The 15351-nt window shown below is 29.5% G+C and carries 13 protein-coding genes; 1 reads left to right on the plus strand and 12 read right to left on the minus strand.

Going from position 1 to position 15351, the window contains the following annotated elements:
- Nucleotides 1–18: 18 nt before the first annotated feature.
- The 11 genes from ltrA to MHH96_RS24600 all read right to left on the minus strand — a co-directional run bounded on the left by ltrA (nucleotide 19) and on the right by MHH96_RS24600 (nucleotide 10722).
- The gene (gene ltrA, locus MHH96_RS24550) at nucleotides 19–1818 is read right to left on the minus strand and encodes a group II intron reverse transcriptase/maturase (protein WP_341118271.1); all 1800 of its coding nucleotides are present in this window, start codon (nucleotides 1816–1818) and stop codon (nucleotides 19–21) included.
- 814 nt (nucleotides 1819–2632) lie between these two features.
- On the minus strand, nucleotides 2633–3037 hold the full coding sequence (locus MHH96_RS24555) for a single-stranded DNA-binding protein (RefSeq protein WP_341118272.1): 405 nt from the start codon (nucleotides 3035–3037) through the stop codon (nucleotides 2633–2635).
- Nucleotides 3034–3693: a JAB domain-containing protein gene (locus MHH96_RS24560; protein ID WP_144545598.1), complete on the minus strand. Its 660-nt coding sequence runs from the start codon at nucleotides 3691–3693 to the stop codon at nucleotides 3034–3036. The genes MHH96_RS24555 and MHH96_RS24560 overlap by 4 nt, the downstream gene beginning before the upstream one ends.
- A 46-nt stretch (nucleotides 3694–3739) precedes the next feature.
- Nucleotides 3740–4099 carry a DUF6018 family natural product bioysynthesis protein gene (locus MHH96_RS24565; RefSeq protein ID WP_341118273.1) on the minus strand — a complete coding sequence of 120 codons (360 nt, stop codon included), beginning with the start codon at nucleotides 4097–4099 and terminating at the stop codon, nucleotides 3740–3742.
- A gap of 201 nt (nucleotides 4100–4300) precedes the next feature.
- Nucleotides 4301–5437, minus strand: coding sequence for a DUF418 domain-containing protein (locus MHH96_RS24570; protein ID WP_341118274.1), 1137 nt, complete (start codon nucleotides 5435–5437; stop codon nucleotides 4301–4303).
- Nucleotides 5438–5535: 98 nt separating this feature from the next.
- Complete coding sequence (locus MHH96_RS24575; RefSeq protein WP_341118275.1) at nucleotides 5536–6750, minus strand: replication initiation protein; 1215 nt, start codon at nucleotides 6748–6750, stop codon at nucleotides 5536–5538.
- 1600 nt (nucleotides 6751–8350) lie between these two features.
- Nucleotides 8351–8572, minus strand: a complete 222-nt coding sequence (locus MHH96_RS24580) for a hypothetical protein (RefSeq protein WP_016205245.1) — start codon at nucleotides 8570–8572, stop codon at nucleotides 8351–8353.
- Nucleotides 8573–8739: 167 nt separating this feature from the next.
- A complete protein-coding gene (locus MHH96_RS24585) occupies nucleotides 8740–8907 on the minus strand; it encodes a hypothetical protein (protein ID WP_341118276.1) in 168 nt (55 codons plus the stop codon).
- Nucleotides 8908–9014: 107 nt separating this feature from the next.
- A complete protein-coding gene (locus tag MHH96_RS24590) occupies nucleotides 9015–9431 on the minus strand; it encodes a hypothetical protein (protein WP_341100952.1) in 417 nt (138 codons plus the stop codon).
- Entirely contained in the window at nucleotides 9431–9961 is a 531-nt protein-coding gene (locus MHH96_RS24595; protein ID WP_152112372.1) for a hypothetical protein, read from the minus strand. Before MHH96_RS24595 ends, MHH96_RS24590 begins: the two co-directional genes overlap by 1 nt.
- 338 nt (nucleotides 9962–10299) lie before the next feature.
- Nucleotides 10300–10722, minus strand: a complete 423-nt coding sequence (locus MHH96_RS24600; RefSeq protein WP_016205248.1) for a hypothetical protein — start codon at nucleotides 10720–10722, stop codon at nucleotides 10300–10302.
- A 405-nt stretch (nucleotides 10723–11127) separates the two neighbouring features.
- On the opposite strand from MHH96_RS24600, the gene MHH96_RS24605 reads away from it, so the two are divergent.
- Nucleotides 11128–13659 carry a Spaf_1101 family AAA-like ATPase gene (locus MHH96_RS24605; protein WP_341118277.1) on the plus strand — a complete coding sequence of 844 codons (2532 nt, stop codon included), beginning with the start codon at nucleotides 11128–11130 and terminating at the stop codon, nucleotides 13657–13659.
- 250 nt (nucleotides 13660–13909) lie between these two features.
- On the opposite strand, the gene MHH96_RS24610 is transcribed toward MHH96_RS24605, so the two are convergent.
- Nucleotides 13910–14584, minus strand: coding sequence for an SOS response-associated peptidase (locus tag MHH96_RS24610; protein ID WP_016205108.1), 675 nt, complete (start codon nucleotides 14582–14584; stop codon nucleotides 13910–13912).
- Nucleotides 14585–15351 lie beyond the last annotated feature (767 nt).

Below are 15351 nucleotides of genomic sequence, written 5' to 3' on the forward strand. Positions count from 1 at the left end.
AACTGGTTATACAGTTTACTAGTCTTTAATAGGTTGAAGTTTGCAAGCTTTACGAAGCTTGTTTAATTTCTTTAGTTGATATTCGTTTATATTCAACAACCTCATATATTTGTCTATAGTTTCCTCTTTCGTAGCATGAACCAAGATATGAGCAAATTTATGAAGTACAGCCAAATTGTCGTATTCGTCAGTTCCACCTAAATATATAGGTGTAATATGGTGACAATGATAGTTGTGAATGTCTCTAGTTAGGTCCGCACCTGTAACAAAACATTTGCCTTTACTGGTACTGAATTTTGAGACACGATTATCATTGTATTGAATGCTTCTTTTCTCAATGTAAGTTTTCGCTAGTTGTTGCACAGCTTTTTGAACGTTATGCATGAGATTGACTTTACTATTTAGCTCTCTACCTTTCAGACTGTAGTCATTAATATCCTGTTGAAATTGTTTCACCACGATAGATTTCACCGCTGAAACAGGAATTAAAGGTACTTCATTGATGGAAAAGGTAGTGTAATTGTATCTTTCATATCCTTTCACTTCACATTTGCCTGATTCACTAATTTTTGAAAGATTATTCCATATAGTTCGGTAAGTTTTGTAGGCAATTTCTTTCATATCAACGCTAACGTGCGATGCAGCAGAAAAGTAGTTATGAATTCCTCTAATATAAGAGTTGTATTCATATGCTTCTTTTCGGGTGTTAGATCGATATAATGTTCTAGCTCTTTCACGTAAGGATTGTATAATATCTTGTTTCTTTTTATCGCTGATGAAACTATGTGCTACGATTCTTTTTCCTTTCCTAACCCCTTTAATTTTGAATCCAAGAAATTCGGATTTTCTTTTGCGGAGATTAGTTATCTTCGATTTTTCTTTCGAGATATTTAAACCTAGTCGCTTTTCAAGGAAATTTTGTACTGCAAAATACCATCTTTTCGCTTCATTATATGAAGTTGTGATGATTTTAAAGTCGTCTGCGTACCTAACAATAAAGCCTTGCTTCATGTTTGTTTTGGTCTGCAGAAAGCGGTATTTACGAGTATCTTTACTTCCTAGTTTGCTAATGTCGAAGGTTTCAAATTGGTCACTTACCCAATGGTCGAGTTCGTTTAGAACGACATTTGAGAGTATAGGGGAAAGTATTCCACCTTGTGGAACACCTTTGTTTGGTATCCCTTCACCTTTAATATTGGCTTTTAACATCTTTTTAATAATTGCCAGGAGCCTTTTGTCCTTGATACCTAAAGAAAATAGTTGTTTAATCAATTTGTTGTGATTGACGTTATCGAAGAATCCTTCAATGTCAATATCAACAACATAATGGTTTTTCCCCACGTTTATAAGGTTCAGCATCCTTGCAAGAGCGTGATGTGTTGAGCGGTTTGGTCTAAATCCGTAGGAATGTTCAAAGAATTTCGCTTCACATATTGGTTCAAGTATCTGTTTTATGGATTGTTGGATAAGTCTATCTTCCATTGTAGGTATGCCAAGCGGTCTTTCCTTTCCATTAGCTTTAGGAATGAAAACTCGACGTACACTATTAGGGTGGAAGTTGGCTAACCTTTCTCGGATATTACTGATAAAGGTATCTTCATCCATTATTTTATAATCTTTGATACTTAATCCGTCTGTTCCAACAGTTTTACTGCCCGTATTGGATTTGATATTTCTATATGCTAAAAGTAGATTGTCTCTACTAATAATTAGTTCATAGAGATTAGAAAATGAAAAATTTTCTTTTGATTTGGCGTATAGATTATCAAAAATTGGTTGCATTAAATAATATTCGGAATATCTTACACTATCATTCATTGGTAAGTTCGCTACTCTCCTTTAAAAGGATTTTGCCTACTTGTCCTAACCGATTGCTTACCCTAGTAATTTTCTGTTTAATTCCGTTAGACTAGTGGCCTTCCCTCCACAGTTTGTTATCACTGTTTCTTCGGTACCATGCCACCACCATCACGAGTATTAACACACGTTATAGATTTGCTCTTTTCCGTATGAACGCTTCAAAAGTCTCCGAACCTCCACGTTACTCGCTTTCCACGTTCCAATCATTCCTATCTGTTCATATATACTTAGGTGCTTTCTTTACAACTACTTGCTGGAACAACCCTTCTTTGTTGCTAAGGATTTTCATAACAAACATTCTTACTCATCCTCACAAGTACCGCTTTATACGGCGATGATTATTCCTAATCATCTAGGTTATAGTTGTGTACATTCGAAAGTTCGTCAGTCACAAGGACATTCTCACCATATATATTTTATAGACACCCGATTTATCGTTGAACCATTACATATAACAGCATTGGGACCAACTTCAATCGACTTTACCTAGCTTCACACCTCAAATCCTTCGGAGGGAGTTGACGCATGTAGGAGTCTTAGTGACTATGCTTCGGGGTGGTTAGTTCCCTCATTTCATAGTTTGGAATGACAGTTAGATATGAATTTGCAATCCCATATCCGAGCTTTTCACGACTTTTAAAAAAAAAAAAAAAAAAATGTCATTTATAGCTCAACGTGTCGCACGTTTGTTACCTATATGAGACATGTTATTTCCTCCTATTTTTAATCATGAAAAAACGCCCATTCTATTAGAATGAACGTTTACTCAATATTATCTTTCCCAAGGCATTATATCCTCTTGATGATAATTCTCCTCATATGAATATTTGTGATTATTCTCTCCATCATCCTCAGTCTTCAGTCTCCTTTTACCTGAATCTAAAAAGACTATATCTTCTGCAATGATTTCAATTTCTGTTTTATTATCCTTAAATTTTGCTTGCAAACGTGCTGTAACAGCAATTAAACTACCTTTTTGTAAATTATTATGACAAGTGGTAGCTAACTTTTTCTCTTTAAATGCTTTAATTGGAATAAATTCTGCCTCTCTTTCTCCATGCTGATTTCTATAGTTTCGATTTACAGCAAGTGTCATAAAACAGACTGGATTTTCCTCAGTACCTGCTAAATAAGGATCTCTACTCAATCGGCCTATTAGGTTACATTGGTTTTTCATGCTAATTCTCCTTTGGACTTATTCGTAATCTCTTCCGCAATAGAAACGCACATTTTTTTACCCAAAATAATATGATCAAGTACCTCAACATTCATTAGATTGGATATAGATAAAAAATAGTCGAATAAAGAATAGTCTTCATCTTTTAAAACTGCATAACCTGCAGGTTCATTACTACAGACTACTATTTTTGAAGCGTTTCTTTTAATTGCTTGTCGAAATGCCAAATGAACTAAGTCTTTATTGAGTGTTCTAGTCCCTTTAACAATATTTTGTCTGCCTATAACCACATTATTCTTATTTAAAAATAAAAGATCTAATTGTGAATCCTGCTTATAACGAATATCTCTCACATATTCAATTACATCAAATTTAGAAGATATTTTAAATTCCGATTGCCAATCAAATTTTGGTACCATATTTAAGATTCCATTTAGTGCTTTTATTCTAAATAAAGTTTCCGTAGTTATTCCTTCGAACTTCAATAGCTCCTCTTCAGATAATTGAGAAATCCCACTTAAACCTAACTCACCTAAAGTATCGATCGTTGAGTCACATACGGTTTCACCGACAATAATAGCCAGTAAATGTGGAAGACTAGTGTCATTCTCCCCAAAATACTTAATATATTCCTTTGCGTCGTTATATCTACTCATAATAAATCTACCTCTCTTAATTAAATGTAAATGTCCTCATAGCTCTTTATTCAATATCAAAAAAATATCCCATTATCGCTTTCTTTAAGCGTGTAATTGTAGAAGGTTTTTCGTTGATAGTTGTACTAAAATGATAAACCTTATCGCCTTTAAACCTCCACATTACATTTGAGTTAATTCCTTGCTCTAAACACTCAATAAATACTAAGAATTCATTAAATGCATGTTCTTTTGACACTGACTTAGCTTTAAATATTCTTCGTTCCCCATCTGGCAAAATGATCTCGATACTATGACGAGAATGTAAGATTGGTTTACTAGCAATAATTTTTTCTGCTTTTCTTTTACTTTCCTCAAATACATTTCCTTGTAAAACTGGCCCCTTACTAATTGTTTCTTTCATCATTTTTCTTCATCCTCTCAATATATTATTTATATAAAACGCAAAAAGCGCCCTGAGAGATGGTTTAATGAATTACACATAAAGTGTAATACTCAATAAATCATCCCAAAGGACGCTGCGTTTAATATCTAAACTGCTAGCCAATAAAAGGCTGCTAAAATGTTAAAAATATAAAATAGTTACATTTTCATTCTACTATTATATCTATTTCTTATCAACCCTATTATAGGAAGGAGTCCTTTTATAGTAAGTTAACTTACGCCATACCGATTCAATGGGTCCTTGCTTATGTTTTTTTAACCACCAATTACTTAATAATATTTGTATGAATATTAAAGCTATAGAAAGAAAAACTAAATGACCAGGTGAAACTTGTGCATATAACTTAAATACTTTAAACATGAAAAAACAACATGTTGTTTGGAATAAATAATTACTCATAGATGTTTTTCCTATATTAGCAATTAATTTGAAATGCTTTCCTGTTTTTTTTAGTAATAACAGAATAGATAAACCATAAAATATGGACATGCTTATATTACCAAAAATTTCGGAAAGTCTTATTAAAAAGTAGGAGTCAGAATATATTATTGCTAATGTTTTTATTGCAATACCAATACTACCACTTATCACCCACATTAATTTGTGGATTCCCTTAATATTAGTAATCAATGCTTTATTTTTTCCTAATATCATCCCTAACAAAAACATTGGATAAATACTGCAGAACAAAGATGGAAGATTTTCTATAGAGTAAATCGTTAACCAATCAACAGTATTTTGTAATAATGCAATTCTTCCCCCTGTTTGATAATTAATAATCACATTTTGTAATAAGTTATAATCAACAGCTGCAATTTGATAATCAAATAACAGTATCTTCATTAATTCAAACAACATTGGAATCATAAATATACCAATCAGCAGCATCATAACACGACCAGGAACTTTATAAACAGGAAGTAAGAACAAACCTATTACTGCGTATATCATGAGTATATCTCCATAAAAAATGAAAAAGGCATGTAAGAATCCAATTGCAAACAGTATCCATAATCTCTTTGAGAATAAATAGTAAGGATTATATCCTTTGTCTTCTGCGTTCTCCATAAAAATAATTGCGCTAAAACCAAAAAGGATAGAGAAGAGGGAATAAAAATTACCTTCAGCGAAAATAAATAAAATCGATTCTACTAGTTTATCAATAGGATCCATCCAAATACTACTTGGAGAGGATTCATATAAATGAGGACCACTTAGTGGTAATATATTTGCAAAAGCTATGCCTAAGATTGCAAATCCTCTTATAATATCAATTGAATGTATTCTTTCCTTCTTCATTATTCAGTCTCCTTCGCAAAAAAGACTACCCCAAATATTAGGTAACTTTGATTTACCTTCATATTTGGGGTAGTCCCATTGAGTTATTTTTTGTTATGTTATCTATTGTATCGTTTCTGTAATTGTTCATCTTTTTTGGTTTTAATTTGATACATAATAATTGTTTTATATTTTTCCCATAATTCACTTGCAACTTTTTCACTAACGTTCATGAACTTCATGAAAAATGGAATTACTTCTTTTTCTAGAAAATAATCTGGAATTAATTCCTTACCAGGCGCATATTTTGCAACGAGGTTTTGACGAGCAAGATTTAATAGAGATTCATCTATTTCATTTATATCATCTATTATTTCTTTGCTAGTATTTTCCTCTTTTCCTATATTAGGATCAACATCTTTATTTTCATACTTACTTTTTAACACTTTTGATATGTAATTCTCATAATTTTCAATGTCTCTATGCCTTATTTCTTCCAAAACTTCTAAAATTAATTCTATTCCATATTTTTTCCAGGATAGAATTTTCTTATCAGAAATATCGATACCATGAATATATAGAGATTTCTTTACTGATTCAATAAATTCTTGTGCTTCTTTTGAAAGAGGAGTCTGTTGTTTAGGACTTTTTTTATGAATATTAAAATCTATTGCTACTGTTTTTCTACCTTGTTTGACTTCTTTAAAAGAAAAGTATAATTCTCCAGTTGCTTCTAATTCTTTTTTTGCAACATTTAATATTCGTTGTTTGAAATTCCCGTATACAGGATACTTATCCCCTACTCCAATCATCCTTTTAAGTTCATCTAGCTCTATTGTTCTTTTTCCAATTTTCTCATACTGTTTTAACAATTCATAAACTCTCACTGTATATCCACTTTTTAATTTTTTTATATCATCAAATGAATATCCTGTAAATCTACTGTCTAAGCTAATTAAATAATCTTTAATTATTGGATTAAAAGAAACATGAACAGTACCATTATCATATATAATAGCGCTAAACCATGGAAACCATCCCATTTTATCATTAGACGAGCGAATCTTTATTCTTTTTCTTGTTAGATCATCAGCTAACTCTTTTATCTGACTATGATAATTATTTCCTTTAACATTCATGACTTCTGCAAATTCTTTAACAGTAATTGTGTAGTCTGGAAATTGGGAATCATTTTTCTTAATTTTACTAGCAACATATCGAATAAACTTATGCTCTAAAGTGGTTAATTCATTATCATAATAAGCCTCTATTAAATCATTAGACTGGATGATTAGATCATTTACTTTAAATTCAACTTGCTTTGTTTCTATCAAACTATCACCTACTAACAAGTTTGTAATCTTAAACAAATTATGACATTATTTTCAGAGAAAAGAAAGTGAAATATAACAAAAGATTATTAACTGTTATATTTCAGAATATTCTAATTGGTAATATCTTAAACTTGCCTACCCCAAATATGTCATAGTTCTGCTTTTTTCATAGATAACACTATCCCAAATATGTTATAGTTCCACTTTTTTCATAGATAACATTATCCCAAATATGTTATAGTTCCACTTTTTTCATAGATAACATTATCCCAAATATGTTATAGTTCCACTTTTTTCATAGATAACATTATCCCAAATATGTTATAGTTCCACTTTTTTCATAGATAACATTATCCCAAATATGTTATAGTTCCACTTTTTTCATAGATAACATTATCCCAAATATGTTATAGTTCCGCTTTTTTCATAGATAACACTATCCCAAATATGTTATAGTTCCGCTTTTTTCATAGATAACACTATCCCAAATATGTTATAGTTCACTTATTCCGTAGATAACACTTCCCAAATATGTTATAGTTCCGCTTTTTTCATAGATAACACATCCCAAATATGTTATAGTTCCGCTTTTTCCATAGATAACATTATCCCAAATATGTTATAGTTTCGCTCTTTCCATAGATAATACTATCCCAAATATGTTATAGTTCCGCTTTTTTCATAGATAACACTATTCCAAATATGTTATAGTTCCACTTATTTCATAGATAACATTATCCCAAATATGTTATAGTTTCGCTTTTTCCATAGATGACCCTACCCCAGATATGTTATAGTTCACTTATTCCATTGATAACATTCCCAAATATGTTATAGTTCACTTATCCAAAGATAACACTATCCCAAATATGTTATAGTTCCTTTTTCAAAAGACACTGCATCCCAAAAATTTTATAGTTCAATTATTAAAAGAAAAAACATCCCAAATATGTTATAATTCAAAATCTGAAAAAAGATAACATATTTGGGATGTTTTTTAGTAGTAATTTTTAAGAGTGTATTAAATATATTTTTTAATAAAAAATATATGCATATCATTATGATTTTAAAGATCCTGTGGACTCGAGTAATTTAAGAAATGCAATTTATAAAAGATGTCTTTAAATTATCAACTAAATGTAACGTGCTTAAATATCATTTGTTCATTTGATCCCAAAATTGTTATACTTTATCCCAAAAACGTTATTTTTTATCCCAAATATGATATATTTACTATCATTAAACACAGATATATCAAGGGTTCATCAGATACCTAAAATATTAAAACTATAAAACTAAGGTAACTACATATCCTAAAAATGTTATATTTTATCCCAAAAATGTTACATTTTCACCCTAAATTTGCTATATTTCGTCCCAAAATTGCTATATTTCATCCTAAAAATGTTATATTTTATCCCAATTTTGCTATAATTGTCTACTATTAACCTATTAGTACCAAGGGTTTAAAGCTACGATAAAATATTAAAACATCTAAAACTATTAAAAATAAGTTAAAATATTAAAACTAGAAAGCTAGATAATTTATATATAATAAAGAGTATAGATAAATTATATTATCCATACCCTTTGTTTAGTACTAATATTGTTTGATATAAATTATTTTAAAAGACACCTCTTTTAATTTAGCAATAATACTATCAATTTTATTTTTTGTATTCTCAAAATCCCTAGTAGGGTATTCTTTAAAAAAACCATGAGCCATTACCCATACCTTATTTTCATAACCATAAATGTCAACTTTATTAGTCCAACCATCATTATTTTCAATATCTTCTAATTCTACATGTTTTAATAACATCTTATTTCCTCCAATATAGATTTAGTGTCAAGGATGTGTTCTAGATACTCTCTAACTTACAAAATAGCTGTTATTTGCGCTTCTGTTATAAGAGAAAGGTTTCTTATCTAAAATCTATAATAATTGTTCTAAAAGGATTTTCTCCCCTCTAATGCAATCCTGCTAGTTTACCAGTTTATAATATCAAGTATGATTTTTTTAATGCCTTCTGTGTCCACTTTAGAACATATAATTTCTTGATTCTCTAAAATAAATCTAATGTTTCCTTTTTTTTCGATTATATAATCCCATCCACGTTTATTAAGTATGTCAATTAAATCTTCAATTCTATTCATAAAACTTTTCCCCGTTTTTCTTTTCAATATTAAAAAGAGCAGCATTAAATATTTTCATTAAGAAACCACTACTAGTGATAATAGTAATAGTGGTTTCTCCCTTTTCCTTATTGGATATTATTGAATAACCTAACAATGTTCACATTCTTAACATTTATATTTAAAATATGAAACATACTATAGTTTACCTTGATAATTCTCTTTGCATGGTCCTCATTAGCAGCCAAAATATCTGTAGTTATATATCTTTCTTGCTCATTAAATTTAAGTAGAACCGACACGAGAAAATGTTTCTTAATTGTTTTTTGGCCATGATAAATTTCTGATGAATTATCAACGAATAATACATCTTCTGTTTTTATTATTTTTGGTATATTGCCTTTTTGAGATATTTTAATAAAAGCGGGTTCATCTTTTATAAGATGATATACAGAAATATTGCCCTTTTCTTCTATTTTTCCGTCAATCAATAATATATTTTCACGAATTTGATAGAAATGTTTACTAGTATAAAAATCAACCATTATGCTAATTCCTCCTCAAATGAAAAAAGATCGTAAGTGGTTGGAATAATATATTCAACCAATTCTTCGATCCTTTTTAACCCGCTTATTAATTTTAAGCTTGTATTCTTTTTACTTCTCAATTGGAACACTACAGTATTATTAGTAACAATTATATTTATACTGTTTTTTTGATAGAAACCCCTTGTGTCAATAGTAATTATAGAGGGACTATTATCTAAAAGTGATAGCCAATCATTAGAGTTTTTCCCTTCCTCCCTTAACATATACTCAATACAGGTAATTGTAGTATTTAAAGTTCCTAATGAAAGGTCAAACATATAAGAAAAGCTCATAGTATTTTTACCATTAAAATACACTCTATATCCCTTTTCTCTTTGATTAGAATGTCCTTTAAATGGTTCAATACGAAAAACTATATCTTCAAAATACCATTCCAATCCATCTTTTTTACTTGAAAATCCTATACCCTTTAATAAGCTTTCTAACTTTGTAGGTTCTAGAGAACAAAAGCATGTGATTTTATACATATGCAATCCTCCTACAGACATTAGAATCAAATAATTTAGTCGTCGTCAAAACCTTTCCCTCCTAGTATTTTGTTTCATTTCTATTAATTTTCTTTTTTGTCATTTACTTTTTTCATAAAAAAAAGCCTTCAGGACAGTTAATAGCACAGCTGCTATTAAAACTGAACCCAAAGGCTCTACATTTACTAAGTAAAAGAAAAATCCAAAATAGAAAAATAATCTGATTTAATTTTAACTTTTTATCCTATTATTTTCAATAGTTTCAGAAGTTATCAAAAAAGTGAAATATACTATCTTATACTTGAAGGTACTTCACAGTCATAAATTCCATATATCTTTTACAAAGTTCTATTGGCTTTATTCATTGCTTCAACTAAATTATCTTTAAAAAACAATGGTGCTGTAGGATGGTTTCCATAATTTCCAGATACAAAAGTCATAACTAACTTTCCAGCAGCATCTATTTTAAATTTCGACTCTAAAATCATTTTATTCGAATTAGATCTAAACTTGAACACTAATTCACTGTCGTCAATAAATGCTTTCACACCTTTATAAGTATTTGTTGCTATCTCATTGAGCGTGCTCTCTTTAAGGCCACCAAACGATTTCTCTTCATTAAGTACTGTATCAGAAGCAACTTTAGATAGGTCAACTATCTTAGATGAAATAAAAGGAATTTTCCCCTTCTTTGCACCATAGCCAATAATTATCGTTGCAGCTGCTGTAACAAGAGACCAACCTATCTTTGAAAATTTCATATTGTTCTTTCTCCAATTCTGATTTAAGTAGTTTTCCTTATCTAATTAGGATATTGGTAATTATATCAAAAATCTGAATTCTTTGTTTCACCTATTACAAATGAGAAGAAGTTTAAAAATATTTAGATTCGCTAACATCCGCTCCAAATTTCAGGGGATTACATTGATTAACACTACTACTTGTCAGAAGAAATTGAGTGGTGGTTTATTATAAAAAACATTTCTCTACTAAGAAAATTATTGATATAATTACCATTAATTACAAATGAGAGTGTTTTAAAAATTATAATATTTTATAGGAGCATTGACATTTGCTATAGAAAGTACTCGGAATGGCTTCTATAATGTTGATCTCCATAATTAGTACTTTTTATAATTGAATATACCAGCAAGGAGGTCAATTCATTGAATACACTAGTTAATGAATTTAAAAAAAATAAAACTAAATTTGGTACATTGCAAAAATGTGAAATACACTTACATACTCCTGCTTCCCATGATTATAAACTCACCAAAGGAAAAACGTATAAAGAATTAGAAGTTGAAGATATCTTAGAGATATGCGAAAGGGAATTATTATTTAATAAGGAACAAATACAAACTTTTTCAGAACAAATAACAAAAGGAAATTTTGAGGGTAATGGATACTATAAGTTACTTGAAGAAAAGAACATACCCTATGAAAACTTTAAAGAGTATCTAACCTACATGTTAATTGCACATAAATTATATAGTGAAAACATTCAATTAGTTGTGATTACAGATCACAACACAATCGGAGGATATGATAAACTCAAATTTGCCTTAAATGAGTATTTTAAAACAAGAATAAAATCAAGTGCAACATACCGGAAATCAATTTTCTTACTGTTAGGGTTAGAAATATCCTGTTCTGATAAAAACCATGTAGTAGGAATATTTGATGAAAGTAGCATTTCTGAAGTACAGAAGTTAGTAAATAACCATATTTACTCTACTGTAGATGGAACAATAGATACTAGCCTAACTATTATTAAAAAAATTCAAAAGATTGGTGGAATAGGTTATATAGCCCACATTAACTCTTCTGATTTCTTAGGTACTGGTTTATATAAAAAGGAACTCTTTGCTACTAGTCATCTTTTAGGATTTACAAGTTTAAATAATATAGATAACCTGTTTGAAAAAAAAATTTTACAATACTCAAACAAAAGAAAAGAAGACTTCTGTATAATATATGAAGGTGATTCTCACTATCTAGAAGATATAGGTATAAGAAATACATGGATTAAGATAAACGAATTATCTTTCAACAGTTTTAGAAAAGCATTAACTGATTATAAGTTTTCTATTTACACTGAGAAACCACAAGTAACTGATAAATTCATTAAAAATATCCATGTAAAACCCTCTGATAAGGGTTTTTTAGGGAATATAAGTATTGGTGATAACGGTTTCTATGTAGATTTTTCAAAAGATTTGAATTGTATTATTGGTGGCAGAGGTACTGGAAAGTCTACATTACTAAATTTAATAGATACTATTTTTTCACGTACATCTGCTAATCAGCAACAGCTTAAGTTTCTCGCAGAACATAGAGTTATAGAAATTGAGTTTACCTATAATAACGATGACTATATGCTAAAATTTATTTCACAGCTAGACCCCCACAAGGAGTATTATACTTCTGAATTTTTCTTAGAAAAGGCATTTAAGGAAGAAAGAAATGATATGCATAAATTAATTTTAGCAGATCACTGGATAGATTTATATAAGATTAGCGGTGAGCAAATTGGACCAGTAACTGGATATCTCAAGAATGATATCTTAAATAATGTTTTTCGCCAAAGCTATTCTATAAATAATATTGTACATAGAATAGAAAAAGGTGAGATTGGTGACTTTGTAAAAGAGGTTATTTTCGACGGTATAAGGTTTGATGAAATAGATTCTTTTCTTATGGAGCTTCGAAATACTAATAGGAATACAATTAGAAAATATTTAAAAGAACAAATACCTTCTTTAAAGATTTCTATGAATGAACGAAAAAAGATAGTATCAGAAAAAATAAGCAGCTTTAATGAAAATAATAAAAAAATTTTGCAAATATACTATGGTCACGGTAATAAACCACAACATGATTTCTTAGAAGAGCTACTATTTAATATAAATAGAGAACGTCATATAAAAGGTTTGTTATTAACCTGGGGAGATGTTGAAAGATATCTATACCAAATCATAGAAAAAATTGATTTTTTAGATTTTCTTGAATTACTACTTTGGCAAAGATTCAGTAAGTTAGAAGCGATAGTTAGCTTATCTAGTGTTATGAAAAGTAATGCTAACAAGTCTTTATACGATGTAAATGAAGGTTACGAAGCAATTACAGGTCAAAATTTAAACTCAATTTATAGAGAAATAATTAAAGGATTATTTATAAATCAAAATAATATTGATGCATGTCTAAGAAAGTATTTTGCTGCTAAAGATGATTTTGATATTTATTTTAATATTAATTCTAAAGAATCCACTAAATCACAAGGAGTTTTATTACTTCCAATTGAAACTTTATCTCTTGGACAAAAAGTCGCTGCAATTCTCACATTTATTTTTAATTTTGGCCTACATACCAACGATAATACACCACTTCTTATCGATCAGCCGGAAGATAATTTGGATAGCCAATATATATATAAAAATTTAGTTGAAAGTTTAAAAAAAATAAAAAACAAAAGGCAAGTAATTATAGTTACTCATAACCCCAGCATAGTAACTAATGCAGGTGCAGAGCAAGTTATTGTCCTAGCTTCAAATAATGGAAAAGGGTGGGTTGAAGCTCAAGGATATCATGGCAATGCCAAGATAACTAAACATATATTGCAATATCTTGAAGGTGGTGAAGAATCTTTTCTCCACAAGATGGAGACATATAAAACAATATTAGGTTTAGGTAACTAATTTAAATCTTACGATAGAATTTATATTAAAGAGATGAGCGGAAGTTTCATTTATTAATTTGACTTCAAAGAAAAAAGCGTATTCATCTTTAATAGATTAATTAGCATTCGTTTGGAAAATAAACAAAATGACTTCACCTTTTTTCGTAGACCTAGGTATAATTCAGCAAAAATATATAGTGAAATAGTTAAAGCTTCGCAACTTTCTTTATTTATGTATGGCGACATATTTTTACTAATTGGTTAATTCATCAACAAATTTGCTGAATTAAGCTAGGTGAATTGTTTTTTGGAGAATTAACATCACTTGAAACTTCAAAAGCTTCCATTTGTTCAAAGTCAAAGGGAACAAGTAATTTACTTAACGAGTTAGTATCTGTATTTGTTGGATTTAGCCAGAATTGTTCATCTTCAGGTTTTAATATTACTGGCATTCTATCATGTATTTCAGTCATTAACTTATTTGGTTGAGTGGTAATTACAGAACAAGAATATATCATTTCTCCTTCTGGGGATTTCCAAGATTCCCATAAACCAGCCATACCAAATGGTTGATCATTTTTCAGTTTAATACGCATAGGAATTTTACGTTCATCTGTACGTTTCCATTCATAGAACGAATCAGCAAGGATTAAACAGCGTTTCTTTTTATAGGCATTTCGAAAACTTGGTTTTTCGGCAATTGTTTCTGAACGAGCGTTAATCATTTTATAACCGATTTTCATATCTTTAGACCAGGGAGGAATCAATCCCCAACGTAAATATCCAAGACGATTCTTTTCCCCATCATTAATCACAGAAAGTACGGATTGAGAGGGAGCTACATTATAATTTGGATTATAAAGGGATTCTTCAATTGCTGAGTCGATATTAAAGCGGTCAATAATTGTTCCAAAGTCAGTAAATAAAGTAAAGCGACCACACATGCTATCACCTGCTTTTTAGGTTAAGTGTAGCAAAGTAGAATACGGAAAACAAACGAGTAGTAACTTATCGTCAAGTACGATAACTACTACTACTTATTATTATATTATTAATAATACGAAATCAGCCTTAAAAAAAATAACGCGCTACCTTCAGGCTGCGCGTTTATAAATATAACTACTATCCCTACTATTTTTCTCTTTATATTTTTTTCTTGTTCCCTTTTAATAACTAAACGCAATTAAAAATTTCTACCCGACTTTTTTGAAATAACTTTAAATTTTTCTTTCAGTCTTCTATTTGATAACCTATGAGATATTTTTTGATAACGGCAGTTCTTTTATATTTGACCATAAAACTTCAATTGTTTTTTTTCCATTAGCAGCATTAAAGGTGATTTTATTTATATAAGTAAGTTTAACTAGATGCTTCTCAGTATAAAAGGTAGATGTTTTGTAAACAAGAGAGTGTTTATTATTTTTAGATTTTTTTATTAGCAAAATTATCATCCTTTATTTTTTTCTTAATTTTATTAAGAAAAGTGAGGTTGAAATGATAATTTTGACAATGAATTTTTCATTTTCTTTTTCTCCAATTGTATAGAGATAATAAATACGTTTTTTTGACATAAAAAACAAGAACCATCCTACGATATATTGTAGGATGGATTATTTAAAGTTGTTAATTTTGTATCACTATAATTATTCTTATCTTCGAATTTGATAATAAAGTTGTTTGATTCTTAATTAACTAACGCCCCCGTTACTTT

Origin of the sequence: Niallia sp. FSL K6-0212, from assembly GCF_038007605.1 — a bacterium.
GTDB classification, from domain to species: Bacteria; Bacillota; Bacilli; order Bacillales; family Cytobacillaceae; genus Niallia; species Niallia circulans.

Excerpts from the sequence above, each read along its gene's own strand:
- MHH96_RS24595 (WP_152112372.1), bottom strand. The coding sequence starts at position 9,961 with ATGTATAAAATCACATGCTTTTGTTCTCTAGAACCTACAAAGTTAGAA.
- MHH96_RS24610 (WP_016205108.1), bottom strand. The coding sequence starts at position 14,584 with ATGTGTGGTCGCTTTACTTTATTTACTGACTTTGGAACAATTATTGAC.
- MHH96_RS24570 (WP_341118274.1), bottom strand. The coding sequence starts at position 5,437 with ATGAAGAAGGAAAGAATACATTCAATTGATATTATAAGAGGATTTGCA.
- MHH96_RS24590 (WP_341100952.1), bottom strand. The coding sequence starts at position 9,431 with ATGGTTGATTTTTATACTAGTAAACATTTCTATCAAATTCGTGAAAAT.
- MHH96_RS24580 (WP_016205245.1), bottom strand. The coding sequence starts at position 8,572 with ATGTTATTAAAACATGTAGAATTAGAAGATATTGAAAATAATGATGGT.
- MHH96_RS24560 (WP_144545598.1), bottom strand. The coding sequence starts at position 3,693 with ATGAGTAGATATAACGACGCAAAGGAATATATTAAGTATTTTGGGGAG.
- ltrA (WP_341118271.1), bottom strand. The coding sequence starts at position 1,818 with ATGAATGATAGTGTAAGATATTCCGAATATTATTTAATGCAACCAATT.
- MHH96_RS24555 (WP_341118272.1), bottom strand. The coding sequence starts at position 3,037 with ATGAAAAACCAATGTAACCTAATAGGCCGATTGAGTAGAGATCCTTAT.
- MHH96_RS24585 (WP_341118276.1), bottom strand. The coding sequence starts at position 8,907 with ATGAATAGAATTGAAGATTTAATTGACATACTTAATAAACGTGGATGG.
- MHH96_RS24565 (WP_341118273.1), bottom strand. The coding sequence starts at position 4,099 with ATGATGAAAGAAACAATTAGTAAGGGGCCAGTTTTACAAGGAAATGTA.
- MHH96_RS24600 (WP_016205248.1), bottom strand. The coding sequence starts at position 10,722 with ATGAAATTTTCAAAGATAGGTTGGTCTCTTGTTACAGCAGCTGCAACG.